Source organism: Humibacter antri, from assembly GCF_054777235.1.
Window position 1 is genome coordinate 35,322 of the sequence record NZ_BAAHAW010000024.1, and the last position, 25,633, is coordinate 60,954.

At 67.3% G+C, this 25,633-nt stretch carries 21 protein-coding genes and 1 tRNA gene; 14 read left to right on the forward strand and 8 right to left on the reverse strand.

Annotated elements, in window-relative coordinates:
* Positions 1–94 precede the first annotated feature (94 nt).
* The gene (gene hutI, locus ACYVDK_RS11690) at positions 95–1,306 is read left to right on the forward strand and encodes an amidohydrolase family protein (protein WP_460521874.1); all 1,212 of its coding nucleotides are present in this window, start codon (positions 95–97) and stop codon (positions 1,304–1,306) included.
* Positions 1,307–1,334: 28 nt separating this feature from the next.
* Here the strand turns inward: hutI and ACYVDK_RS11695 are convergent, their stop codons facing one another.
* Positions 1,335–3,377, reverse strand: coding sequence for an InlB B-repeat-containing protein (locus ACYVDK_RS11695; RefSeq protein ID WP_460521876.1), 2,043 nt, complete (start codon positions 3,375–3,377; stop codon positions 1,335–1,337).
* A 290-nt stretch (positions 3,378–3,667) separates the two neighbouring features.
* Positions 3,668–3,919 carry a hypothetical protein gene (locus ACYVDK_RS11700; RefSeq protein WP_460521878.1) on the reverse strand — a complete coding sequence of 84 codons (252 nt, stop codon included), beginning with the start codon at positions 3,917–3,919 and terminating at the stop codon, positions 3,668–3,670.
* A gap of 513 nt (positions 3,920–4,432) precedes the next feature.
* On the opposite strand from ACYVDK_RS11700, the gene ACYVDK_RS11705 reads away from it, so the two are divergent.
* Entirely contained in the window at positions 4,433–8,170 is a 3,738-nt protein-coding gene (locus tag ACYVDK_RS11705) for an AAA family ATPase (protein ID WP_460521880.1), read from the forward strand.
* Positions 8,171–8,684: 514 nt separating this feature from the next.
* On the opposite strand, the gene mscL is transcribed toward ACYVDK_RS11705, so the two are convergent.
* The 3 genes from mscL to ACYVDK_RS11720 form a co-directional block, all read right to left on the reverse strand.
* Positions 8,685–9,164: a large conductance mechanosensitive channel protein MscL gene (mscL, locus tag ACYVDK_RS11710; protein ID WP_460521915.1), complete on the reverse strand. Its 480-nt coding sequence runs from the start codon at positions 9,162–9,164 to the stop codon at positions 8,685–8,687.
* A 91-nt stretch (positions 9,165–9,255) separates the two neighbouring features.
* Positions 9,256–9,576, reverse strand: coding sequence for an FmdB family zinc ribbon protein (locus ACYVDK_RS11715; RefSeq protein WP_460521882.1), 321 nt, complete (start codon positions 9,574–9,576; stop codon positions 9,256–9,258).
* Between the two features lie 10 nt (positions 9,577–9,586).
* Positions 9,587–10,168 carry a 5-formyltetrahydrofolate cyclo-ligase gene (locus ACYVDK_RS11720; RefSeq protein ID WP_460521884.1) on the reverse strand — a complete coding sequence of 194 codons (582 nt, stop codon included), beginning with the start codon at positions 10,166–10,168 and terminating at the stop codon, positions 9,587–9,589.
* Between the two features lie 79 nt (positions 10,169–10,247).
* Here ACYVDK_RS11720 and galU point away from each other — a divergent pair, with 79 nt between their 5' ends.
* The 5 genes from galU to ACYVDK_RS11745 all read left to right on the forward strand — a co-directional run bounded on the left by galU (position 10,248) and on the right by ACYVDK_RS11745 (position 15,788).
* Positions 10,248–11,195: a UTP--glucose-1-phosphate uridylyltransferase gene (galU, locus tag ACYVDK_RS11725; protein ID WP_460521886.1), complete on the forward strand. Its 948-nt coding sequence runs from the start codon at positions 10,248–10,250 to the stop codon at positions 11,193–11,195.
* 100 nt (positions 11,196–11,295) lie between these two features.
* Positions 11,296–11,949, forward strand: a complete 654-nt coding sequence (locus tag ACYVDK_RS11730) for a GNAT family N-acetyltransferase (RefSeq protein WP_460521888.1) — start codon at positions 11,296–11,298, stop codon at positions 11,947–11,949.
* A gap of 235 nt (positions 11,950–12,184) precedes the next feature.
* Entirely contained in the window at positions 12,185–13,312 is a 1,128-nt protein-coding gene (locus tag ACYVDK_RS11735) for a hypothetical protein (protein WP_460521890.1), read from the forward strand.
* A gap of 47 nt (positions 13,313–13,359) precedes the next feature.
* Positions 13,360–13,530 (forward strand): hypothetical protein, encoded by a 171-nt coding sequence (locus ACYVDK_RS11740; protein WP_460521892.1) that lies wholly within the window; start codon positions 13,360–13,362, stop codon positions 13,528–13,530.
* A gap of 59 nt (positions 13,531–13,589) precedes the next feature.
* Entirely contained in the window at positions 13,590–15,788 is a 2,199-nt protein-coding gene (locus ACYVDK_RS11745) for a hypothetical protein (protein WP_460521894.1), read from the forward strand.
* Positions 15,789–15,884: 96 nt separating this feature from the next.
* Here the strand turns inward: ACYVDK_RS11745 and ACYVDK_RS11750 are convergent, their stop codons facing one another.
* Complete coding sequence (locus tag ACYVDK_RS11750; protein ID WP_460521896.1) at positions 15,885–17,084, reverse strand: glycoside hydrolase family 76 protein; 1,200 nt, start codon at positions 17,082–17,084, stop codon at positions 15,885–15,887.
* 171 nt (positions 17,085–17,255) lie between these two features.
* Between ACYVDK_RS11750 and ACYVDK_RS11755 the strand changes: the two genes are divergently transcribed.
* Positions 17,256–18,296, forward strand: a complete 1,041-nt coding sequence (locus ACYVDK_RS11755; RefSeq protein WP_460521898.1) for a LacI family DNA-binding transcriptional regulator — start codon at positions 17,256–17,258, stop codon at positions 18,294–18,296.
* A gap of 3 nt (positions 18,297–18,299) precedes the next feature.
* Here ACYVDK_RS11755 and ACYVDK_RS11760 read toward each other — a convergent pair whose 3' ends face one another.
* Positions 18,300–19,661, reverse strand: coding sequence for a glycoside hydrolase family 125 protein (locus ACYVDK_RS11760; RefSeq protein ID WP_460521900.1), 1,362 nt, complete (start codon positions 19,659–19,661; stop codon positions 18,300–18,302).
* A 123-nt stretch (positions 19,662–19,784) separates the two neighbouring features.
* Here ACYVDK_RS11760 and ACYVDK_RS11765 point away from each other — a divergent pair, with 123 nt between their 5' ends.
* The 6 genes from ACYVDK_RS11765 (at position 19,785) to ACYVDK_RS11790 (ending at position 25,195) form a co-directional block, all read left to right on the forward strand.
* Entirely contained in the window at positions 19,785–20,771 is a 987-nt protein-coding gene (locus tag ACYVDK_RS11765) for a carbohydrate ABC transporter permease (protein ID WP_460521902.1), read from the forward strand.
* Positions 20,755–21,675 carry a carbohydrate ABC transporter permease gene (locus ACYVDK_RS11770; RefSeq protein WP_460521904.1) on the forward strand — a complete coding sequence of 307 codons (921 nt, stop codon included), beginning with the start codon at positions 20,755–20,757 and terminating at the stop codon, positions 21,673–21,675. The genes ACYVDK_RS11765 and ACYVDK_RS11770 overlap by 17 nt, the downstream gene beginning before the upstream one ends.
* Positions 21,676–21,720: 45 nt before the next feature.
* Positions 21,721–23,013, forward strand: a complete 1,293-nt coding sequence (locus ACYVDK_RS11775) for an ABC transporter substrate-binding protein (RefSeq protein ID WP_460521906.1) — start codon at positions 21,721–21,723, stop codon at positions 23,011–23,013.
* A 113-nt stretch (positions 23,014–23,126) separates the two neighbouring features.
* Positions 23,127–24,281 carry a LacI family DNA-binding transcriptional regulator gene (locus ACYVDK_RS11780; RefSeq protein ID WP_460521908.1) on the forward strand — a complete coding sequence of 385 codons (1,155 nt, stop codon included), beginning with the start codon at positions 23,127–23,129 and terminating at the stop codon, positions 24,279–24,281.
* A complete protein-coding gene (locus ACYVDK_RS11785; RefSeq protein WP_460521910.1) occupies positions 24,278–25,075 on the forward strand; it encodes an SGNH/GDSL hydrolase family protein in 798 nt (265 codons plus the stop codon). The genes ACYVDK_RS11780 and ACYVDK_RS11785 overlap by 4 nt, the downstream gene beginning before the upstream one ends.
* Before the next feature lie 44 nt (positions 25,076–25,119).
* Positions 25,120–25,195: transfer RNA gene (locus tag ACYVDK_RS11790), tRNA-Ala, on the forward strand.
* A 126-nt stretch (positions 25,196–25,321) separates the two neighbouring features.
* Here the strand turns inward: ACYVDK_RS11790 and ACYVDK_RS11795 are convergent.
* The coding region (locus ACYVDK_RS11795) for a winged helix-turn-helix transcriptional regulator (protein WP_460521912.1) at positions 25,322–25,633 on the reverse strand (312 nt) is incomplete at its 5' end.

Below are 25,633 nucleotides of genomic sequence, written 5' to 3' on the forward strand. Positions count from 1 at the left end.
CACCGCCGGTTGAGCTTGTCGAAACCGAACATGTCCTGGTTCCGACCAGCGCAACCAGCGGTCTGGGACACGTCAGGCAAAGGTGCGCCCGGCCATGAGCACCCTGTTCCTGCACGGCATCGGCCTGCTGGTGACGAACGACCCGCACGCCCGCGGTGCGCGCGAGGGCGATCCACTCGGTGCGGTGCCGGATGCCGCGTTGATAGCACGGGACGGCGACGTCGTATGGGCGGGGCCACAGGCCGACGCCGCACCGCAGGTCGCGCGTCTCTTGCAGGGCGACGTGGAGCGAGTGGATGCCGGCGGTCGCGCCGTCATCCCCGGCTTCGTCGACAGCCACACCCACCTCGCGTTCGCCGGCGACCGGTCCGCCGAGTTCGTGGCCCGCATGGCGGGGGAGCGGTATGCGGCAGGCGGCATCCGCAGCACGATGGCGGCGACGCGCGCTGCCTCCGACGAGCAGTTGCGGGCAACACTGCTGCGCTTCGAGCGCGAATTGGCGTCGCAGGGCACCACGACCTTCGAGGTGAAGACCGGCTACGGTCTCGACGTCGAGAACGAGGAGCGGCTGGCTCGCTTGGCGGCCGAGGTGACCGAGGAGGTGACATTCCTCGGAGCGCATGTCGTGCCGCCGGAGTTCGCGCACGACCGCCACGCGTACGTCGACCTGGTCGTCGGCGAGATGCTGCAAGCCTGCGCTCCGCACTCTCGCTGGATCGACGTCTTCTGCGAAGAGGGCGCGTTCACGGCAGACGAAGCTGCGCGCATCCTGGCCGCCGGCCGCGCTCGTGGTCTCGGCGCACGCATCCACGCCGGCCAGCTCGGTGTCGGCGACGGAGTCCGGGTTGCGGTGGAAGCGGATGCCGCGAGCGTCGATCACGCCACGTACCTGTCGGCCGATGACGTGGCCGCGCTCGCCGATTCGAACACGGTGTGCACGCTGCTGCCCGGCGTGGAGTTCAGCACAAGGCACCCCTACCCGGATGCTCGTGCGCTGATCGCCGCCGGCGTCACGCTCGCGCTCGCCAGCGACTGCAACCCGGGCTCGTGTTTCACATCGTCGATGCCATTCGTGATCGCTCTCGCCGTTCGGGAGCTGGGCATGACACCCGACCAGGCTCTTTGGGCTGCGACGGCCGGCGGTGCGCTGGCGCTACGTCGCGACGATGTCGGCCGGCTCTCGCCCGGCGCGAGCGCAGACCTCGTGCTGCTCGACGCCCCGAGCCACGTCTACTTCGCGTACCGGCCGGGTGTGCCGCTCGTGCACCGTGTGTGGAAGCACGGTGTGGAGTTGCGGGTGTACTGATTTCTCGCTGCGGCCCTAGGTGGGGCGATCACCGCGTCCTGCGTGCGGCAATCTTCCGCAGGCGCCGTCCGGCGATCAGCGCTACGCCCATGAGGAGCGAGAGCGCGGCGACCGCGATGGGCGGCCAGGCGGCGACATCCGAGCCTGTCGCAGCGAGCATGCCGCCAGAAGGCGTGCCCGTGGTGCCCTGGCCGCTCGACGGGCTTGCCCCGGATGCCTGCCCGCCGCCTTCTCCGCCGGAATTCTCGGCGCCGCCCACGCCCCATTGCGCGTACAGCGTGAGGTCGCCGGTGATCGGTGTGGTGAAGGCCCACCGAGAACCACCGCTCGGCTCGGTGAACCAGCCGAGGAACGTGTGACCGCCGAGCACTGGTGGTGTGGGGAGCGCCGCGTCTGCGCCGTATGCGACGTTCTGTGCCGCGACGTTGCTGCCGCCTTGCGAATCGAAGGACACGGTGTATTCGTTCGCGCTCCACTGTGCGAACAGCGTCATCGTCGCCGGACCGCCGTTGCCGAGACCGGTGGTATCAGTGACCTGTGTGCCGCCGAGAGCGGATGTGAACCATCCGGCGAAGGTGTACCCGGTGCGGGTCGCGGCCGTGGGGAAAGGTATCTGGCCGTCGTGGAACGATTCCGCGAAAACGTCGGGTGGCGCAGCCGGCGCGGTGCCGCCGGCGGCGTCGAGGCTCACCGTGGTGTTGTGCACACTGACGTTCTCCGCGTGCTCGACCGTGCCGCTGTTCAGGATGGTGCCGTTGTTGACGACCGACCCGTTCACCACCAGTGCGCCGCTGTTGGTCATGCTCGCGCCGGCGGGAATGGCGATCGAGTTGCCGGCCGGGATCCGCAGGGTTCCGCCGTTGGTGAGCGACCCGAACGCTGAGGAGCCTCCCGTGCCCGATCCGATCGCGATGCCTCTCGCGGAGGAGGCGGTGACGTCGGAACCGGGCTGGATGGTGACCCCGTTCCAATTGCTTCCTGCGCCGCCTCCGCCACCGATACCGGCGCCCTGGCCGCCGACAGCGCTCACGACGCCGCCGTCGATCGTGACCGTCGTCATCGGTCCGCTTATACCCCCACCGATCCCGGCACCGCCGGCACTGGTGGCGTTCACGGTGCTGCCGCTGATCGTGATCGCCTGGGCGAAGCCGCTCGAACCACCGCCGATGCCGGCACCTCCGTGTTGCGCCGTCGCGGTCACGAAGCTGCCGTCCTCGATCGAGATCGGCTCGGAGAACCCGTTCGGGCCGCCGCCTATCCCGGCACCGCCGGTATCGGCGGCGCCGCCTATTCCGCCTCCGGTCGCCACGACGGTGCTGCCACCGGTGATGGTGATGGCCCCGCTGCCGCCGGTGTAGTAGGACCCGCCGATGCCCGCGCCCAGGCCGGAGGTCGCGGTGACGTTGCTGCCGTTGCCGATGATGACGGGCCCGCCGCTGATGCCGCCCTGGTAGCCGATCCCGATGCCGGCACCCTCGGCCGACGTCGCCGAGACCACGGCGCCGCTGATCACGATCTTGCCGTACCCGACGTTCCGGTTTCCGTAGGGTCCGGCAGCGCTGCCGATGCCCGCACCGCTGCCGCTGGACTGCACGATCAGCTTCCCGCCGCCCACGGTGTCTTCGATCGTCAGTGCCGTGCCGGCCGGGACGCCGAGCGCTGGGTTGCTCGGGTCCGTCGTATCCAGGCGCAGAGTGTGCCCGTGCAGGTCGAGGGTGATCGAGCCGCCCGCTCGCACGGCGACCGCAGGATCGGCCGGTGTGCCGTCGAGGTCTTGCGAAAGCGTGATCACGGGCCCGGAGCCGGCGCTCGCGAACGCTGCGGCGAGCTCCGCGACCGTCGTGTAGCTGGCCGCCACTCCAGGAGCCGCGTAGGCGACACCGGGCACAAGGGCGGGGAAGAACAAGCCCGCGGCTCCCATTGCCAGAACCATCCCGACGATCGATCGCTTCACGATCCGCCCACCTTCTTCTCTCTCCCCGATCGGGATGCCGCTTCCGCCCCCGCGGTGCGGAGGGCGCGAGAAGTACGCGTAGGCGGTGAAGAGCAGGATCGCCGGGATGCTCTGCACGAGATCGTTCGGGTCGATGAGATCGCGGCAAGCCTAGCGCGGGAGAATCGCAGGGGGAATGGATGAGGCCCCCCATTTCGGGCCCGTCGTGCGGTCTTGTGGAACGGCGGCGGGCGCCGATCGAAGAAGCCGAACGTGCCGAACGAGAGGCCCGGCGCCACCGGCGGCGGCATGGCGACGCCCCACCATGGCGGGTGAGCGTGAATCGTGTACTCAAGCCTCGCGGCGGCTATTGACGGCGTCCAGCGGCTGCGTGGCGGCATTCGGCGGCCACGCGACCGACGCACCCGTCAGTCGTTTTCTTCGTGCCGCAGTGCGACTCCCAGTGCCAACAGCGTGGCGACCCACTCGCCGATGAAGAGCCCCCATCGATCGGACTGCGAGCGTTCGTCCTTCTTGACGCGCGACACGATCCAGCTGAGGAACACGAGGCCCAGCGACACGAACGCCGCGATGTAGGCGTGCTCGCTTCTGATGCCCCAGCCGTTCAGCATCTTGATCGGGTTGTTGCCGGCGAGTTCGATCTCGTTGCGCTTGCTCATGACTGCTCCTCATCGCACGGTCGAAGGATGTCCGGCACGCTGCCCGTCGCAGGCGCATCTGCATGCTGAACGGCGCGCACCGAATGACTGGAGCCTACGTCGGCGGAATCGGTCAGTACAGGACCTTGACGAGGGTCGTGCCGTGCTCGCCCCGGCGTCTCCCTCCCGCGCTCTCTCCCTCCCTCCTCCCGCTCTCTCCCTCCTCCCCGCCCGGTGCCTCCCGACACACCGTCGGCCGGAATTCGCGCGCTGCGCCGGAAGGAGGCAGGCGTTTCCTCCGGCGCATCGTGCGATCTCCGGCGCAGCCTCCGATGGAAGACCCTCAGTGTCATCCGGCGCAGGGTGCGATTTCCGGCGCAGGGTGCGATTTCCGGCGCAACCTCCGATGGAACACCGGCAGTGGCAGCAGGCGCAGCGTGCGATCGATCGCCAATGGCAGTGCGGGCCGCCGGATGCCGCAGAAACGGCCTTGCCTCACCGGCATCCGACCATGCGCCGCATAGGGTTTCGGGTGTGCGGAGACCCGAGAAACGACGCGACGTGGACTACACGTCGCTGGAGGCGTTGGAAGAGGATGCTCTCGACCCGCGTTCCGCGACGGGTCCGTACACGGTGACGCTCGGTGATCCGAACGTGGTTCCCGGCAACATCGCGGAGCCGGTGTGGGCCCAGTGGCGTGACGAGGTCGCGGAGATCGGCGGTCCGTCGCCGCTGCTGCACTTCGTGGACACGCCCCGCACGCGCATCGAGCTGAGCGCCACGCATCCGGGTGGACTCCCCCAGTTCATCACGGGTGATCGCACCCTGCTCTCCAGCCTCATCCGCGACGACATCGCCCTGCGCACCGCGAAAGCCGCCGCAGGCGCCATCACTGCCAAGGGCATCGAGTTGCGGGCCGTGCGCGGCATCGACGCCGTTCACCTCGGCATCGGCCTGGCCCGCTGGCGCAACGGAGCAGACGAGTACACCGCGCCGGTGCTGCTGCGGCCGGTCGCGATCCGTCGTTATGGCCGCGACTTCGAGCTCAAGCTGCGCGGCAAGACGGTGCTCAACCCCGAGTTGAAACGCGCGCTGCACGACCAGTTCCGCATCGTGCTCGACGCCGAGGCGTTCGTCGCGCTCGCAGAGACGAACGGTGTGTTCAAGCCGCAGCCGGTGATCGATCGGCTGCGCTCGCTGACCAGTCACGTCGCGTCGTTCACGGTGCAGCCCCGCTTGGTCGTGTCGTCGTTCGCCGACGTCGCGCACAGCATGACCGAAGACCTCGGCGACTTCGAGCACGACGTGCTGCTCGCGCTCGCCGGGAACCCGGCGGCGAAGGACCGCGTGGAGACCGCGTTCTCGCCTGCCGAAGGTGTTCCGCAAGACAACCGTCCGCCGTCGATCGACACACTGCTGCTGGATGCCGACCCCGAGCAGGAGGGTGTCGTCGCCCAGGTGGCCAGCGGCAACTCCATCGTCGTGAAGACGCTGCCAGGCACCGGCGCGACGCAGACGATCGTGGATGCCATCGGCGCGCTCGTCTCCCGAAACCGCCGCGTGCTCGTGGTCGGCCCGCGTCGCTCCAGTCTGGATGCCATCGCGCACCGCCTCGAGCAGGTCGGGCTGGGCGGGGCCGCAGTGGCGACCCGTTCCGTTCGCCGAGACCTGATCCGCTCGATCACCCGCAACGAGAAGACCACGAAGCCGAACGTGGCAGAAGTGGATGATGCGCTCGTGCGCCTGCGACGGGTGCTTCTGGACTACCGAGGTGCTCTGACCGCGCCAGATCCGGCGTTCGGCGTGAGCGTGCTCGACGCTCTGGGAGAACTCGCACGGCTCGCCCTGCTGCCCTCGCCGCCGCGCACGAAGGCACGGCTCGACCGGGCATCCATCGAGGCGCTAGCGCACGACCGCACCGAGGCGGCCTCGATCCTGCGCAAGGCGGCAGCGCTGGGCGAGTTCCGCTACGGACCGAACGACTCGCCGTGGTACGGCGCGGACTTCCACTCGACGGCCGAGGCGACGGCAGCGCACACCCTCGCGAAACGGCTGAGCAGCATCGAGGTTCCGAGGCTCATCGACCGCTCGACCGTGCTCATCGAGGGCACCAGGCTGCGTCCGTTCGAGAACATCGCCGAACTCGGCATCTACCTGCGACTGCTTGCCGACCTGCGTGAGACCCTTGACCGGTTCCTGCCTTCCGTCTTCGACCGTCCGCTCGACGAGTTGATCACCGCCACGTCCAACCGCCGCGATGCCACGTCGATGTCGGGAGCCACGAGGCGGCGCCTGCGCAAGCTCGCCCTGGAGTACGTGCGTCCAGGCGGCCACGTCGCCGACCTGAACGAGTCGCTGCGGCGCATCCAGCAGCAGCGCAAGCTGTGGAACCGGTTCGCGGATGCCGGCGCCCCCCCGCGCGTGCCGGTCGGCGTCGCCGACGTGCAGGTCGCGTACCAGAAGGTCTCGGAAGACCTGATGAGCCTGGACGTGCCGCTGGGCCGTTCGCGCACCAAGGAATCGCTCACCGCGACGCCGCTCGGCGAGCTCACGCAGATGCTCGGCGGGCTCGCGGTCGAGTCCGAGGTGCTCGTCAATCTGCAGGAGCGTACGGCGCTGCTGACTCGGCTGCGCGAGTTGCGCCTCGACCCGCTGCTTTCGGACCTGTCAGCCCGGCACGTCACGAGCGAGAACGTGGCGGCGGAGCTCGAGCTGGCGTGGTGGCAGTCGGTGCTCGAGACCCTCCTCGTCGACGACCGCGCCCTGCTGGGCGCGAACACGCGCGTGCTGGACCGCCTCGAGGCGGACTTCCGTCTGGTCGACCAGGCGCACGCATCTGCAACCGGCCAGTTGCTGGCCGCACAGTTGGCCGTGCAGTGGAAGATCGCGCTGGCCGACAACGTGGAGCAGGCGGATGCCTTGCGCCGCATGCTGAAGAACGGATCAGTCAGCCCCGCCGTGCTGGCCGAGCGTGCGCCGCAGCTCGGCCGCGTGCTGGCACCGGTGTGGCTCGCCTCGCCGTACGATGTGGCGTCTCTGTCCCCGTCGATGGCGTTCGACACCGTCGTGCTGGTCGATGCCGGCGCCTGCACGCTCGCCGAGACCATCGGCGCTCTGCGCCGAGCTCGTCAGGTCGTGGCGTTCGGCGACCCCGTGACGCAGACGCCGTCACCGTTCCGCATCGCGGTGACGGATGCCGGTCAACCCGTCGTCGAACCCGAACACCGCGATGTGGATGTCTGGCACGAGAACTCAGCGCTCGCCCGGCTCGCCGACCTGCTGCCCGTGTACACGCTGACGCGCAGCTACCGGTCCGTGGGCGATGACCTGGCCGAGCTCGTGAACCGGCGCTTCTACGGCGGGCAGATCGAGTCGTTGCCGTGGGCGGGCAGTTATCTAGGACACGCCAGCCTCACCCTCAGCTACGTGCGCGGCGGCCACGGCATGCCGGACGGCGACACCGGAACCGTGGAGAGCGTCGACGCCGAAGTGGCCCGCGTGGCCGAACTCGTGCTCGACCACGCGCTGAACCGATCGCGCGAGTCGCTCATGGTCGTCACGGCCAGCCCGAAGCATGCGGTGCGGGTGCAGCATGCTGTGCTGGCGGCATCCGCCAAGCGCCAGGAACTGGCCGACTTCGTGCTCGGCGACCGCCCGGAGCCGTTCACCGTCGTCACACTGGAGGAGGCGGTGGCGCAGAGTCGCGACCGCGTGATCTTCTCGATCGGCTACGGCCGCACACCGCACGGCCGGCTGCTGTCGTCGTTCGGCGCGCTCGGCGAGCCGGGGGGCGAACGGATGCTCGCCGTCGGCCTGACCCGTGCACGGCGCGCGATGGACATCGTGTCGTGCTTCCGCCCCGAAGACATCGACCCGTCGCGCATGCGCCACGGCATCGTGGCGCTCGCGCAGGTGCTGGAGGAGGCGGCGGAGATCGAGGCGTCGGCCGACGACGTTCCGGATGACTCGGAGCCGCTGCTGATCGATCTCGCGTACCGGCTCGAGAAGCTCGGCATGAACGTGCAGCTCGGCCACCGTGGCGCGCTGCCGCTTGCCGCGTCGTACGCCGGCAAGGCCGTGGTGGTGGAGACGGACCGCGGGCTCGGCACCGCCAGCCTGCGCGAATCGCTTCGACTTCGTCCCGAGGTGTTGCGGCGGCTCGGCTGGCACTACGTGCGCGTCCACAGCTTCGAGCTCTTCGCCGACCCGGAAGCCGTTGCGGAGCGCATCGGTCGCCTGCTGGGCACGATCGAGTCCGACGAGAAGGCCTGAACCGCGTCCAACGGGCCGTCGCGAAAGGCAGCACGACCCCGTTCGCTTCTCAGGAGGGTTGCGCCCGGCGCGCGACGAATGCCGGCACCTTCGCGGAGGCCTCCGCTCTGCCGGAGGCTGTGCTCCTGAGAAATGAACGGGTGCCGGGGCCGGCCGGACCGCGCCCGTACTCTTGAGGGGTGGCTGGGCGAAGGACGGGAAGACGGGTGCAGCGTCCCGGCGCGCCCGGGGCCGATCCGGCGCCGCAATCCGGGGAGCGTTCCGGCGGGGCAACCGATGTGCCGGTGCGGGCGGCCGAAGACACAGACCGTGCCTGGGGCGATCGATCGGACTCCAACGACGACCGGCTGAAGCGCGACCTGCCGCCCCATTGGGGCGCAGGAGGGTCCAGAGGCTAGGCGCCGTCACCGCAGTGCTTGCGATCACACAGAAGGGCCGTCCCGTCCCATCATCTCCGCTCGATGCAAACGAGGGATGAGACCATCAAGTCGCGGCGGGTCTGGCGGGCGGGAAGCTACTCGGTGGCGCCGTCGGCGTGCCGACCGCCTGTGCCGTCGGTCTTCGGGGTGGTGAGGCCGGCATCCGCCTGTGCCGCGAGCAGGTCGCGGATCTGCGTGAGCAGCTCGACGTCGGCGGGAAGCTGCTCCGCCTCGGCGTCGGGGCTCACCGCGCGGCGGGCCTCAGCGAGTTTGCGGAAGTGGTTCATCGGCATGACGAACGCGAAGTAGACGACCACGGCGACGGCGAGGAATTGGATGAGCGCACCGATGATCGCGCCGAAGGTCAGATACGACGTGCCGCCCGACATCGTCGGAATGCCGACCTTGAGTGCTGTGTCGAGCGACTTGGAGTTGAAGACGGCACTGATCAGCGGGTTGATCAGCCCCGCGACGATCGAGTTCACGACCGCGGTGAATGCCGCGCCGATCACGACAGCGACGGCGAGATCGATCACGTTGCCGCGCATGATGAACTCTCTGAAGCCCTTGAGCACGCGCATCCCCCTGCATGTGTAGTGGCTTGCGGCCCGCCACCTGGGGCGGCCGCGGTGTACCGACGTTACATGGTAAGAGAGAACAGGCCGATCAGGCCGCAGACCCGGCGGCGCCGGCCGGACTCGTCGTGACCTTCTTCTCGGAGCTCTTGGTCTCGCTCTTCTTGTCCGACGACGCCGGCTTCGACTCCGAGCCCGAGGCATCCTTCTTCGCAGGCGAGGACTGGGATGCGCCGGATCGCGAATCGGTGCGGTAGAAGCCCGAGCCCTTGAAGGTGACGCCGACAGATCCGAAGACCTTGCGCAACTCGCCGCCGCACTCCGGGCAGGTCTTCAGCGCCGAGTCGCTGAAGGACTGGTGGATGTCGAAGGCGTGTCCGCATTCGGAGCACTTGTACGAATAGGTGGGCATGGATCTCTTTTCAGCGAAAACGGATGATGCGGGAGGGGGTCACTGCGCCCGTCACCGGTTCATCGTGCCGTTCCCGAGGCACCTCGTCGAGCACCTCGCCGTCGAATACGACGGCATACACCGGAGGACATTTTTCCATGCTGCCCAGGGTTTTGTCGAAGTAGCCCTTGCCCCAGCCCATGCGCATGCCGCTGGGATCCACGGCGGCGGCGGGCACGATGATGAGGTCGACGTCGTTGATCGCGATCGGCCCGAGCAATTCGCCGACGGCCTCGGGCCAGCCGTGGATGCCGAGCGTCTCCGATTCACCGTCGTCGACGGTCCAGTCCAGCAGGCCGTCTTCGCGGCTGATCGGGAGCAGCACACGCAGGTGCTCCGCGAACGCCCAGTTCAGGAACGGCCGCGTGTTCGGCTCGTTCGGTCCCGACAGATAGCAGGAGAGCGAGCCGGCGTCGTACTCCGTGACGAGCTGCTGGAGATTCGCCGTGATGCCGGCATCCGCCTTCTCGCGCTCGGTGGCGGTGAGGTTCTGCCGGCGTTCGCGGAGATCGGCGCGGAGCGCGCGCTTGGCGCTGCTCGGGTCGGAGGCCATACCGGGCATCCTAATGGGCGCGCCGTTGAGCACCGGCCGCGATTCTTTCCCCTCAGAAGTCAGCAGATAGCCTGAGCAGATGGCGATCACCAAAGCTGTCATCCCTGCTGCCGGTCTCGGCACCCGGTTCCTGCCGGCCACCAAGGCGATGCCGAAGGAGATGCTGCCGGTCGTCGACAAACCCGCCATCCAGTACGTGGTGGAAGAGGCCGTCGAGGCCGGGCTGAACGACGTTCTCCTCATCACCGGTCGCAACAAGTCGCCGCTGGAGAACCATTTCGACCGTGCGACCGAGATCGAGTCGACGCTCCAGGCCAAGGGCGACATGGAGAAGCTGCGCCGGGTGATGTACTCCACTGACCTCGCCGACATGCACTACGTGCGGCAGGGTGACCCTAAAGGCCTGGGACACGCGGTGCTGCGTGCGCAGAAGCACGTCGGTCGCCAGGCGTTCGCCGTGCTGCTGGGCGATGACATCATCGACAGCCGCGATGTACTGCTCACTCGAATGATCGAGGTGGCCGAGCAGCGCGGAGCGACCGTGGTCGCGCTTCTCGAAGTCGAGCCGTCGCAGATTCACCTCTACGGTGCGGCAGCCGTCGATGCCACCGACGAAGGCGACGTCGTGCGTGTGCGTGGTCTGGTGGAGAAGCCCTCGGCGGAGGATGCCCCGTCGAACCTCGCCATCATCGGCCGATATGTGCTGCAGCCCGAGGTGTTCGACGTGCTGGAGCACACCGCGCCAGGCAAGGGCGGCGAGATCCAGCTGACGGATGCCTTGCAGGAGCTGGCCGCGGATCCCGAAGGTCCCGGAGTGTTCGGCGTCGTCTTCCGTGGCCGCCGCTATGACACGGGTGACCGCCTCGACTATTTGAAGTCCATCGTGCAGCTCGCCGTGGACCGGGAAGACCTCGGGCCTCAGCTGCGCCCGTGGCTGCGCGAGTTCGCCTCCGGACTCGCCGACGAGCCGGCGGACGGCGAGACGCTCGAGGAGCCCGGCGTGGGCAACGGCGCCGCCGGCGTCTGATCAGCCTGGCAAGCGAATAAGCTCAGCTGACGAAGCCCAGCCGCCGAGAGCCTCTGCCGTAGGAGGAACTCTGCTGCGAGAGAACCGAAGGCGACCAACCGTGTACGTGCCCAGCCTCAGCGACGGTGCTGTGGGCATCCGCCCGATCCGCCTGCGCGATTCGCGCGTGCTGGAGAAAGAACTGCTCGAGAACCGCGGCTGGTTGCGGCAGTGGGAGGCGACCAGCCCGCACGGCCCTGCGGTGTTCGACACGCGGGCGAGCATCCGATCCTTGCAGGCGTCGTCACGTGCCGGTCATGGGCTGCCGTTCGTCATGGAGCACGACGGTGAACTGGCTGGTCAGCTGAACGTGTCGTCGATCACGTATGGGTCGCTGGCCTCTGCCACGATCGGCTACTGGGTGGCGCAACGGTTCGCAGGCAAGAGCGTGACGCCCACGAGCGTGGCGCTTGCGACCGACTACTGCTTCTTCCAGCTCGGGCTGCACCGCATGGAGATCTGCATCAGACCGGAGAACGTGCCGTCGATGCGCGTCGTGCAGAAGCTCGGCTTCAGGTACGAGGGGCTGCGCCGCAGGTACATCCACATCAACGGCGACTGGCGTGACCACTTCTGCTTCGCGCTGGTCGTCGAGGAGATCCCGCAGGGCGTGCTGCGGCGCTGGAAGTCGGGGGAGGCGCCACAGGATGCCGCCACGATCCCGCAGGCAGATCTCGAGGCGGCGGCGCATCCGCTCGTCGGCCGGGGCGGCTGATAGCAGTGCGGTTCGTCGGAGTGCACCGGCCGAGCCTGTCGAAGCCGGCGTCCGGCCGTATCTGCCGGCCCGGATCTCGACGGAATCGACAACCGGCAGCGAGCAAGTTCGCAGACACACGGCGGCCGCGGCGGGCCGCGGGACTCCGACCCGCCTACCGTAGTCACATGCACCCGGGGGAACGTGGACAGTGCCGCCCTATGCGCGGGCCGGCACTGGCATGCGGAGCGAGCTCGTGAACGGCGGAACGCTCAGCGGCGGCGTGGTGATCGCTCTTGCAGCAACGCTCTGGCTCGCCTATCTTCTGCCGACCTGGTTGCGCCGGCGTGACTACCTCAACGCCGAACGCAACGCCGTGCGCCTGCAGCAGACCCTGCGCATCCTCGCCGAGACGGCCGAGGCGCCGGAGGAGGTGCGGGTCGAGGCCACGGCCCGTGACGTAGCCCGCCAGCAGAGGCTTTTGAAGAAGGTGCGCGCAAAGGCGGATGCCGCGGCCCGCGCCCACGCGACATCCGAGGCGCGTGCGGCCGCGTCGGCCGCCGCGATCGCTCCTGAGAACCCGTCGCGTGCTGCCTCCGCTGTGAACGACTCGGCAGATTCGCATGTCGATGCGGCCGGATCGCGAGGAAAAGGGACGGCGCACACCGCAGCGCGGACTCGCACCGCGCCGCAGACGCGCGACGAACGCGAAAGGGCGTTCGCACATGCCGTTCGCCGCACCCGGCTGGCCACCACCGGCGTGGTGATCGCCTCGCTGGTCGGCATCGGATTCGGCGCGTACTCGATGGTGGTGGCGCAGTCGTGGGGGCTCCTGGCGGCGTCCGCCGCGCTGTTGGTCTGCGCCATCGCCGTACTGCGACGGCTTGCTCAGCAGGTCGCCGCCCACCAGGCCGCCCGACGCTCGCACCTGCCCGTCGTGCGGCGGAATCCCGAGCTGTACGACCACGCGCTTTTCGCGCGAGCCGCTGCCGCGCCCGAGCAGGTCGAGGAGCGCGATGGGAGCTGGGCGCCGCAGCCGCTGCCCAAGCCGATGTACCAGTCGCCCGGATCGCGTGCGGCGACCGCGATGGCGTCGCTGGATGCTGCCGTCGCACTTCGCAGGGCCGCGGCCTGCGCCGAGCTCGAGAAGCGCGCGGCGCGAATCGCTGCGGCGAGCGTTCCGACGCTTCCCGCCGTCGAACCGGTGCGGGACCCTCGGACCGGCGGGCTGCCGGCATCCGCGGGGGAGCGAGCCGATCAGGCACAGGCATCCCTGGCACCGGTGGTGTCGAGCAGGTACGCACGCATGGGAGTTCTCGACGATGTGCAGAGCGAGCACATCGACCTGGACGAGGCGCTACGGCGCCGTCGCGCGGCCGGCTGAGCCGCCACGCTGCCCGTCATCGCGCCGCGAGCATTGACGGGAGCGGCTTGAGCAATGAGCTGTTCAACGTGGGCGAGGATCTGGTTCGCTTTTGCCGGGAGCCCCTTGCACCGTTCAAGGTGCCGCGTGGATTCACCATGCTGGCCGCTGCGGACCTGCCGATGACCACCACGGGAAAGCCTCAGAAGCACCTGCTGGTGCAGCGTATGCTCGAATGATTCTCATGTTCGAGGCGTGCGTTCGGGTCGTGCGGAGCTTCTGAGGGGAGGATGCCACCGTGGCGGGCGACGGCGATCGCGGACGGATCACACGCAGGCAGGCACTCATCGGTGCGGGCGGAGTGATCGTCGTCGGTGCGGCCGCGTTCACGGTGACGCAACTGACGCGTGGCGACGGAGCCGCGCCCGCTGCAGACCAGCAACCGGTGCGGCAGGGCGAGTCGTCGCATCCGGGCGTGATGCTTCAGGCGACCGCCTTCTGCGGCATCTACTACGAAAAGCCAACGATCAAGCTGTCAGGATCGACCACTGAGTCCAACCGATTTCAGCTCGGCCTGCCGATCGGGGCGACGAGCTGGCAGGTGCTGGATGCCCGGGGCACGCGCGTCGGTCGCGGATCGATGTCGGCCACCGACAAGTCGATCACGGTCTGCCGCGACGGCGTATGGGAGGGGGGCTCGGCAGCGCGGCCAGGCCATTACACCGTCCTCACGGGAGACGGCCGGCACGGGGTCGCCACCGGCAACGTCGTGCTCTGCCCGCCCACGAAGCTGTACGCGCCGACCGAACAGCCGGGCATCGGCGCCTGGCTGGCCGTGGCGCCCGACCGCGACCTCTACTCCTATCAACCGGGCAAGGCAGCAGACACCGTCGCCGCGCTCGCTGGAGATCCGTACTTTGCGGCGCCGCAGGATCCGGCGCGCCCTCGCTCGGTGTGGGTGGCACCCGCTCCTCAGGCGCAGGCTCCGACCGCTAGCCCGACGGCGCACGAATGGGCGGAACTCGCAGCGGCTTTGAAGGGGGCCGGGCACGTCGGGGCCTACTACGAGTGCCCGACGAACGAGCCGGAGAACGGCGGCTGGAAGATGCCCGACGTGATCTCGTACTGGACTCAGTGCCGCAAGGCCATCCTGGCCGTCGACCCGTCCGCCCACGTCATGGGCTTCGACTCCGCGGGAATCATGGCGGCGAGCTCGCTCGACGACCTCGGCGTGTTCCTCGCGGCCTGCCCGGTCGATGCGGTGACCGACCACATGGAGGACTCGCATCAGAACCTTTCGAACATCGTGGCGCTGCGTCAGCTCTTCGGGGCGTTGAACCGAAGGTTCGCGGCCTCGGGCAGTCCGAAGCTCGACCTGTGGCTCACCGAGACCGGCATCAACGGCGGTGGGTACGGCGTGCTCCAGCCGCGGCGGGATGCCCGCCAGCGCACGGTGCTCCGGTTGGTGTTCGAGTCGTTCGGCTGGCCGAAAGAGCACAGCTACGACTTCCGGGTCTTCGATGTGCACGGCTCCGGCCTGACGACCTTCATGGTGGACGGGCAGAACGGCGATTCGACGGGGAACATGCGCGCCGGAGCGTACGCGCTCCACGTCATGTCGGAGGCGCTGCACGGAACGACCTGCACACGTGAGCATCCGCCCGCCAAGCTCGGGTTCGGGCCGACGGGGGGAGTGGGCGACAGTCTCTTCGCGGGACTGCACTACCGCGGGCGCGATCACGACGTCGTGGTGCTGGCTGCCAACGGCATGGAGAAGGCGGCAGTGGACCTGCGGGTGTCGGCATCCGGAAGTCTTCAGGTCTGGGACGGCATGGGCGTTCCCTCGAGCGTGCAGGTGAACGGCGGCATCGCACGGGTGCAGCTGGACGACCTGCTCACCTACGTCTTCCTGCCGTCCGGCAGCACCGTCGAGGTCGCGCCCGGATGGTGGGCCCAGCTCACCGACATCGCGCGTGGCAAGAAGGTGCGCGCGCCCTCCGGTGACGCATCGGTCCTGACTCGCGGAACGTTCGGCGCCAACTTGCAGGACGGCTCGGTGCCGGTTCCCGCCCGGCCGTACGTCACCACCACCCTGCCCGCGAGGTTCAGTGTGAAGACGAGCAAGCCGGCCAAGGGGTTCGCGCTGTTCACCGGTGGCCCTGCCTGGCAGACCGCGGGCGGCTCGCTCGTCGCGTTCACCATCTCCGTCGATGGCAGAAAGGTCTACTCCTATGAGTGCGCCTCGGCGGTCACGCTGCCCATACCATCGCCGTCGTCCGGGAACAGTTCGGATGCCTGTCTCTACACGACGTACTGGACCGGGCCCTTCGCCTGGCTGGAGCAGGTCGACATCCCGGCCGGCACGGTCGAGTTGACGGTCACCAAGGCGAGCTACGGTGGTCAGCCCGACGAACTCGGTTCGACCGCGCCGGGGAGTGAGAGCAAGGAGAACGACCCGCAAGCGGTGCACCTGGCGGCCTGGCAGTTGCTGGCTTGAGGCGGCGGATGCGTGCCGCCTCGTCACGCGCGACGCCGAGGTTGACGCGTGACGAAGGCGGCCGACAGGCCCCTGGGCCCGCGAGGGCGGGGCCGGTCAGTAGAGCAAAGCCCATTTCGACGGATGGGACGCCAGCGTCGCATACACCTGCACCGCTGCACCTTGCTCCAGCGCCTTCGTCGCGCCGCTGATGTCTTGCGAGAACAGGCCGGTGGCCGCGTCCCTGCGGTCGGTCCACAGAAGGTCGCCGTAGTCACTCATCGCGTCGTAGTACTTGCGCGTGTGAGTGGATGAGGCGAGGAGCAGCAGCGACTTGAAGTAGATCGAGTTGAAGTAGATCGGCTGCCCGCCGATGGTGCCGGTCTCGATGTAGTGCCCGTAGCTCGCCTCTGCGACCTCTACTGCGTGATTCAGGTACGAGCGATCGTGCGTGGCAAGGAACAGTGCGTACGCCGCAGCGAGGGGAATCCCCTGGTTGTACGACCATTTCGTCTTTTCGACGGTTCCGTCGAGGCTCACATGGTCGAAGTACAGCCCGTCGGTATCGAGAAGGTACCGGTTGGTCCAGTCGTATGAGCGCAGAGCCGACGACAGGTAGTCCCGGTTCCCCGTGATCGAGTACAGCCGGGCGCCGAGAAGCGCCGTCGGCATGTTGGAGACGGTGTTGCGGTCGTGGCTCCATGACGCCTGCGTCCAGAACACTCCTCCGGGATCCGCATGGGCAGGGTCGTCGTCCCAGCCGGACTGCAGCAGGGCGTATATCTGTTCGGCGCGCTGCAGCGCATCCTGATCGCCGTTCATGAGGAACAGCTGCACCTTCTCCAGGCCGACCCAGGCGTTGTCGTCGTAGAAGAGATCGCCGCTGTTGCCGTACGGCGCCTGCGCGCCGGAGGCGTAACCCGGCATTCCCGTGGTGCTCGTGGGCTCCCAGTAGTGCTCCTGACCTTGCGCCAGCGAATCGAGTGCCGCACGGGCCATGTGGTCGGGCCGCATCGCGACGAGGTCGAGCGCGGCGACATGAACTTGGGAGTGGGACCACTCATAGCCGTACCTGGGGTCGCCCTGCTGCGCAGGGTACGTCTCATGAACGAGGTTCGACCCGTCGTTCGCCAGCAGATACTGCTGGAGAGCGGACCACGACTGCAGAGCACGTGCGGCTGAACGAGACCCGCTGGGCACGGATGGCCAGGCCGGCTCGGAAGGCGCCGCCGTCGCCGAGGTCGTGCCGGCAGCCCACAGCGCTGCACCGCCGACAGCGCCGAGCCCTGCCTTCAACAGGATCCTTCTACTCAACATCGATACTTCTCCTTTGAATCGTGATGGAGCGAACATGCATCGTGATGGAGCGAGCCTGGCGTTTCGCCGGCACACTCGGAAACGTTTCCAGCGACGATAGTAGCGCCGTCACCCGGTGAGGGGTCAAGGCCCATTCGTCCCTAGCTGAGACAATGGCCCGTTGGAGGGTTCGTGTCGGAACTGCAGGGTGCGCTTGTGAGGCCGCCGACCATGAAGGACGTGGCCTCGCGCGCCCGGGTCGGCGTCGGAACCGTGTCGAGAGTCGTGAACGGATCGGCGCCCGTCAGCCTGGCGACGAAGGAGCGCGTGGAGCTGGCCATCCGCGAACTCGGTTTCCGGCCGAACGAGATCGCCCGTTCACTGCGCCCAGGACAGGGCCCGAAAACGATCGGGCTCGTCGCCGGCGACCTCACGAACCCGTTCTATGCGACCCTCGCCAAGGGTGCCATGGCGGTGGCGGCCGGCCGCGGCTACGCAGTGCTGATCGCGATGGTCGATGAGGATCCCGATGCCGAGCGCATGGCCGTTCGTGGATTGCTCGCTCGCGGGGTCGCGGGCTTGCTTCTGGTTCCCGACCGGGGCGACCACGGATATCTGGATGAGCGCGGCGAGGGCTTGGGAGTGCCGACGGTCATGCTGGACCGGCCGGCATCGGGGGTGCAGCGCGACGCCGTGCTCTTCGACAACGAGGCGGCAGGAAGAATGGTGACCGAGCATCTGCTCGGCCACGGCCATACCCGGATAGGGGTTCTCGTCGCGCCATCGCATTACACGACGGGGCGGCGGCTTCGTGGCTTCCGCAACGCCATGCGCGACGCGGGAGTCGTCGTCGACGAATCACTCGTGGTCCGCCTTCGCCAAGGCTCTCCGGGAATGGCCGAAGAAGGGTGCAGGCGCCTACTGGCTCTCGCGGACGCCCCCACCGCCATCTTCTCCACCACGAGCTTCGCCACCCTTGGTGCGCTGAGAGCCATGCGAACCGTTCCCCAGCGACCCGCGATCGTCGGCTTCGACGACTTTCCGTACGCCGACCTGCTGCCCACCCCGATCACGGTCGTGGCCGCAGATGCCGAAGCACTGGGGCGGGTGGCGACCGACCGTCTCTTCGCGAGGATGAGCGGCGACGACCTCCCACCGGAACGGATCGTCCTCGGAGTCAGCCTGTGCGAGAGGGGAAGCGGGGAGGCCTCCCCCGCGGGCGTCGTGGGCTGATGGCTACGGGCGCGTCGAGGCAGGGCTTGCAGTCGTGACGGCGGCGCTCCGGCGCGGGAAATAGTCCTTCACACTCCTCCCCGCCAGATCGAGGGCGAGCTCGGAGAACATCGCGTTCGCCCAGCCGAACCAGGATCGAGTGAACCGGGTCGGATCGTCCACGTGGAAGCTCTCGTGCATCAGGCCGGTGCCTCCCGTCGTGGAGCCGAGCAGGTGCAGTGCACGAGTCGCATCGTTCTCATCGCCGGTCAACCCGACGGTCGCGATCGCGAGAGGCCAGACGTGATCGCGCGGCGTGTGAGAACTGCCGAGACCCGAGGCGAACTCGCCCGCGTAGTGGTGCGGATTGTCCTGCGAGAGCACGAAGCGTCGGGTGGCCTGATAGACCGGGTCATCCGCATTCAGCCAACCGCTCAGTGGAAGACCCAGCAGATTCGGCAGGTTGGCGTCATCCCCGAGTAGCACGGAGCCGAGGCCGTCGAGCTCGTACGCGAAGATGCGTTCGCCATCGCGCTCGTGCACTCCGAAGCGCTCGATTCCTGCATCGATCTCCGTCGCGAGCGCGACACTGTCGCGTTCGAGCTCGTCGTCCAGTAGCACATCGTGTGCCAACTCCGCGAGTCCATGCAGGCTCGACGATGCCAACGCGTTGGCCGGCACGAGGTATCTGTGAGTGCACCGGTCGTCGCTCGGCCGAAAACCTGACCAGGTCATCCCGGTCGGCCCGACCGGTGCGCCCCTGCCGTGGCGGGGGAGCGAATCGGTGGCGAATTCACCCTCCGTTCTCCTGAATCGGTAACCAGAGCCCGCGTGATCCTGCTCGGTGCGCCAGAGCGCGATGACCGCCTTGGAGACGCGGACGAATTGCTCGTCGAGGTGGTGGACTCGGCCGGTCGCCCGCCAGATGGCATAGCCCAGTTGCAACGGTGCGCACAGAGAATCGACTTCGTACTTGCGTTCCCAAACGGCGGGAGCGGGACGCGGAACGTCGCTCTGCTCCGGATGTGCATCCGTCGGCCCGTCGTTGAACGCGTTCGCGTACGGGTCGATCTCGACCGAACTGAGTTGGCGGCGGAGCACTCCGACAAGCATGCGACCGACTGTGTCGTCGTGCGCAAGCGCGAGGTACGGTCGCACCTGCGCGGCGCTGTCCCGCAGCCACATCGCGGGAATGTCGCCCGTAGCGACGAAGACCTCCTCCTGGCCGAATGCCGTCGACCATCGCATCGCAGAAGTCCAGGTGTTGGTGAAACACGCGCGCACGATCGCAGCCGCCGCCGTTCCCGCCAATGCACGGGAAAGATCCTCTGCGAGCGCCGCCATAGCGTCGGGGACTTTCCATCCCGATCGCGGAAACGTTTCCATAAATCCCTTGACTCCTCTTGGGAATTGCGCGACCATGACTTCGGTCGGCGAATGGAAACGTTACCGTAGAAACGTTTCCACGCTCATCTTGACGGCAAGACCACTCCAATGGAGGAGATGCGAGTGTCCCAAGCAGTGCAGCGATCTGCAGCCTCGCCCGCGCCCGGGAAACCGCGGCCGCCCAGGCCGGTGCCGCGCTCCAAACGTCGGTTCTCCTCCGAAACACGACCGGCGTACATCTTCCTGGCGCCCGCGATCATAGGGTTCACCACGTTCGTCGTGTTCCCGCTCTGCGCATCCGCGTACTTCGCTTTGACGTCGTACAACGGATTGTCCCAACCCGAGTTCGTCGGCCTGAAGAACTTCGTCGACATGTTCACCAGGGATCCGTCGTTCTGGCCGTCGCTGCAGGCGACGGCATACATGGTGATCCTCTACGTACCGCTCTCACTGCTGATCGGCCTGGCGCTCGCAGTCTTCGCCAACGCGCGACTGAAGGGCGTCGGGCTGGTACGGACCTTGCTGTACCTGCCCGTCGTGCTGCCCGTGGTGGCGACGGTGACGTTGTGGAAGTTCGTCTTCGACCCGCAGGTGGGTCTGGCCAACCAGGTGCTCGGCCTGTTCGGCATCAAACCCTTGCTCTGGCTCTCTTCACCGACCACGATCATGCCCTCGATCGTGCTGGTGATGCTCTGGGGAGTCGGCTCGACGATGATCATCTTCATCGCGGCGCTGCAGGCCGTGCCGGAGGAACTCTACGAGGCCGCCCGCCTCGACGGGGCGGGGCCTTGGCGCATCTTCTTCCGGGTGACCCTTCCTCTGATCAGCCCGATCCTGCTTCTGCAGATCGTGCTGCAACTGACGACGGCGCTGCAGGCGTTCGCCCAGCCGCAGATCCTGTCTCCCGACGGGCAGGGCGGACCCGGGTTCAGCTCGGACACCCTCATGCTGTCGCTCTACAACAACGCCTTCCCGAAGCTCGGCAACGTTCCCCAGTTGGGCTATGCGTCGGCACAGGTCTGGGTTCTCTTCATCATCATCGTCGTGGTCGTCGCCTTGACCGCTCGATTCTCAAGCATCTGGAGCTACAGCAGTGACGACAACGACTGAGATCGCCGCCTCCGGCAGCGGGGTGCCCGCTGCAGCCGAAGGATCGCCCAGGCGCAAAGCACAGCGGCTCGTCACCCGAAAGGCGACGTGGTACTTCTTCGCACTCCTGATCTGCGTCGTGATGATTCTTCCGCTGCTCTGGATGCTCAGCATCGCGCTCAAGGGGAAGTCGGCGGTCTTCGACGTCCCCCCGACGCTCGTCCCGACCCAGTTCCATTGGGAGAACTTCATCAATGGCCCGGCGGAGATCAACTTTCCGACGCTGCTGCTCAACTCGGTGATCATCACGGCACTGTCCGTTATCGGCAGTGTCGCCACGTCGATGATGGCCGGATACGCCCTGGCGAGGTTGCGGTTCCCCGGTCGCAAGACCTGGTTCTACCTATTCGTCGGCAGCATGCTGCTGCCGCCGGTGATCGGGATCATCCCGCTGTTCACGATGTTCCGCGCGATCGGCTGGTACGACACCTGGCTGCCGCTCATCGTGCCTTCGTTCCTCGGCGGCAACGCCTTGTTCATCTTCCTCGCCAGGCAGTACTTCCTTGCCATCCCGTACTCGATCGACGAGGCGGCGAAGGTGGACGGCGCGGGCTACTTCACGATCTTCGTCCGAATCATGCTCCCGATGACGAAGCCGGTCTGGATCACGATGGCCATCCTCGCCTTCCAGTACTCGTGGAACGACTACTTGAATCCGCTGATCTATCTCTACACCTCGGGCAAGTGGCCGCTGAGTGTCGGCATGGCCTCATTCGTCTCCGCTTTCGCCGGACAGACGCCCAACTGGTCCGCCTACATGGCCACGAACATCCTCTACATGCTGCCGCCTTTGCTCGTGTTCTTCGTCGCGCAGCGCTACTTCGTACGGGGGCTCAGCGCCCTCGGCACCACGACCCAGAAATGACCCCGTTCCGGGATATCCAGCACGGCACCTACATCAAGGAGTGAAATGAAGAGAAGCAGTATCGCGGGCGCACTCGCAGTGCTCGCGGCATCCGCCCTGATGATCACCGGATGCTCGTCGGGTGGCAGCTCCGGCGCCAAGCACACCACGGTCACGATCATGACGTGGGAGACGGCGCAGACGAACGCACTCATCGACAAGGCGCTGGCGGACTTCCACGACCCCGGCATCACGGTGAAGCGCCTGGATACGCCAAGCGGCGACTACTCCGCCAAGCTCTCCTCGCTGACTCAGGCGCAGAAGCTTCCCGACCTCTTCTGGTGCGGCAACGACACCGAGCAGCAGTACTCGGCGATCGGGCTGCTGACCGACTGGAGCGGCAAGCTGAAGAGCGGCTCGAGTCTTGACGACAAGAGTTTCGGTACGTCCCTGGCGAACTGGAAGACCAAATCGGGTCAGATCGGCGGCCTGCCGTCCCTTCTGAACACGTACGGCATCTGGTACAACGCCGACGCGTTCAAGGCTGCGGGGCTCGCGATTCCGGCTGCAGGCTGGACGTGGGACGAGATGTACGCGGATGCGGCGGCGCTGTCGAACAAGAACGGTGCGACGTTCGGACTTCACTGGGCTCCGGGGACGGACACTCCCTTCGCGCTGGGCAACTACTCGGTGTCGGCCGGAGGCAAGGCTTTCACCGACAGCACGAATGCCCCGACAAAGGTGCAGGCCGACGCGGCCTACACCAAGGCGGTACAGCAGCTCGCTGACGCGATCAAGGCCGGATCGGTCACGCCACCCGGCTACGACGACAGCAATGCCACGTCGCTGTTCTCGGCCGGCAAGGTTCCGATGCTGGAGGGCGGGCAATGGCTGGCAGCCTCCTTCATGACGGACAAGCCGAAGGTGGATTACGGGTTCGCTCCGTTCCCGGTCGCCCAGAAGGGCGCAGACTTCGTGACGACGTACGACGCGGTCGGCATCTGCACCCCGAAGACGACCGCCAACCCCGATGCGGACTTCAAGGTGCTCCAGTACCTCGAAGGAACAGTGTTCGGCAAGGTGCTGTCGCAGACGCCTGTCGCGCCACCGGCATACGTGAAGGCTCAGCCCTCGTACTTCAAGGCGCTGAGCAGCATGCCGCCGTCGATCGAATCGACGGTCAAGGCGGACTTGGGCGCGAAGCACCTCGTCGGCATCCGCTTCACGCCGACCTGGGCGCCCAAGGTGAACCAGGTGACGACCGCGAAGTTCCTGCCCATCCTGGAAGGGAAGGCGCCGATCTCGACGTTGCCTGATTACGTCAGCCAGGTGAACGACATCATCAAGCAGAACCGGTAATCGCACCCTTGGGAGTGCCGTCGGCGCGTCGTTCGCGTCGACGGCACTCCCAGGTGAATGCTGCGGTACGCACCTTCTCCGCGAATTCCAGCGGTCCGCGGACTGGTGCGCAAATGGGGGAGACATACGGTGGATCGCGGGTGCCGCACGGTGGAATCGACAGGGACGAGACGCAGGTGAACGTCGGATCGCGCACGTCTCGCCCCACGATGCGCGACGTGGCAGACCGGGCCGGCGTCGGCGTCGTCACCGTGTCTCGCGTTGTCAACGGCGAGCGAAACGTCGGCGACGCGACGGCTACTCGAGTGCACGCGGCCATCGACGAGCTGGGCTATCAGCGTGATGAGATCGCTCGTTCTCTGCGGCCGGGACAGAATTCGCGCACCGTGGGATTGGTGCTCGGCGATCTCACCAACCCGTTCTATCCCGCCATCGCCAAGGGCGTCGCAAGCCAGCTGAAGACCGCGGGGTACGCCGTGCTGCTCAGCTCGGCCGACGAGGATGCCGATGCGGAGAGGCAAGGCGTCGATGAGCTCTTGGGCCGTCGGGTCGCAGGACTCGTGATGGTTCCGGGACAGAGCGACCACTCGTTCCTCACCAGGGCGAACAGGCATGCGCGCGTTCCCCTGGTCTTCATCGACCGGCCTGCGCGCGGCGCCGACGGTGACGTCGTGATCTTCGATAACGAGCGCGGGGGTCGGATGGCGGTGGAACACCTGATCGCCCACGGTCACCGACGGATCGCGATCGTGGTCGCGCCATCGCACTACACGACCGGCCTGCGGCGTCGGGGATACAACAGGGCCCTGCAGCGCGCGGGCATTCCGCTCGACGAGAGACTCGTCGTCAAGCTGCGAAGCGGATCCGTCGAAGACGCGGCCGAAGCGACCGGATCACTGCTCGACCGCGAGGATGCGCCCACTGCCATCTTCTCCACCACCAACTTCTTGACGGAGGGTGTCCTGCAAGCGATGAGGGACCGTGGAGTGCAGAAGGCGCTGGTCGGATTCGACGACTTCAGGCTGGCCAACATGCTCCCCTCGCCGGTGACCGTGGTGACCGGCGATGCCGAGGAGCTGGGCAGATCCGGTGCGGCGACCCTGCTCTCACGCATCTCCGGAGAGCCGAGCCCGTTCAAGCGCATCGTCATCCCGGTGCGTCTGATCGAACGCGGGAGCGGGGAGATTCCGGCGGATGTCCTCGACCTGGTACCCGACGTCGTCACCGTTGACGGAGGCTCACGAGACACCTCGGCCAGGCCCGCATGATCGGGTCGGGCAGCACCTATGTCGCCCTGGGGAGCTCGTTCGCTGCGGGGCCAGGTCTGACGCCCATCGCCTCGAGCGCGCCGGCCGATGCGGGCCGCTCGCAGGTCAACTACGCGCACTTGGCTGCAGCGGATTTGGGTCTGTCCTTGCGCGACGTCACATACTCCGGTGCGACCAGCGAACATCTGTTGAAGCAGAGCCCGACGGGAACGCCTGCTCAGATCAAGGCGGTCGACTCCGCCACCCGGCTGGTCACGGTGACGATCGGTGGCAACGATGTGGAATACATCGGGAGCCTCACCGTCGCCGGTGCGCCTCGCTGGCTTCGGCCCCTCATCGGCGGCGGAGCCCGGCACTTCGCCTTGCCTGATGACTCCAGTGTGGACGCGGGCTTCGCCCGGCTTGCCGCCAACTTGGCCACGTTCGTTGAAGCAGTGCGGTCGCGTGCCCCGCTCGCGCACATCGTGTTCGTCGACTACCTCACGGTTCTTCCGAGGATGGTCGGGGCCGCCGAATCATCCGTACATCGGAGGCGAATGCCGGCGGCGGCCCTGACCTGGGGCAATCGGGTTGCTGCACGACTCAGTGCGACGCAGGACGAGGTCGGCAGGAGCACGGGGGCAGAGTTCCTGCCGGTCGGCGCCCTCTCCGTCGGGCACCATGCGTGGTCGAGCGAGCCGTGGGTCGGCGGCTTCAGACTGCGTGCATCCGCTCCGTTTCATCCAACGTATGACGGGATGCGTGCCGTCGCGGATCTGCTCGTGGCCCGAGTGCGAGGCGGCGAGTCGCCGTAGGCCCGATAGTCACGGTGCGACGTGCTAAAGTCTCATACGCACTTGGGGCTATGGCGCAGTTGGTAGCGCGCTTCGTTCGCAATGAAGAGGTCCGGGGTTCGAATCCCCGTAGCTCCACCATTTCGCCCCACCCGAACTCTCGGCCCGATGGTTGAGAACTCGGGTGGGGCGTTTCTGTTCGTTCTGGTGCTCACCCGCTAACCGGCCCTCACCGGTTGAGACGTCTGTACGTGGCGGGCGATCAGCTCAGCCTTCCACGAGCGTGAGGTCTCTCTCGCGGTCGAGGCCGACGACATCGTCGAGGTGGTGCTCGACCCAGACGCGCAGACTCCGCAGCGGTTCGGCGACGCCACGTCCGAGGTCTGTGAGCTCGTATTCGACGTGGGCGGGCACGGACGGATACACCGTGCGTGTGATGAGCCCGGAGTCCTCGAGACGCCTCAGGGTCTGGGTCAGTACCTTCGGACTCACCCCGGTGAGGAGCCGCTTAACCTGGATCCACCGAGCCGATGGTGATGGCTGGCTGAGTCCGATTCGGTGGGATTTTCGCATTCTTGG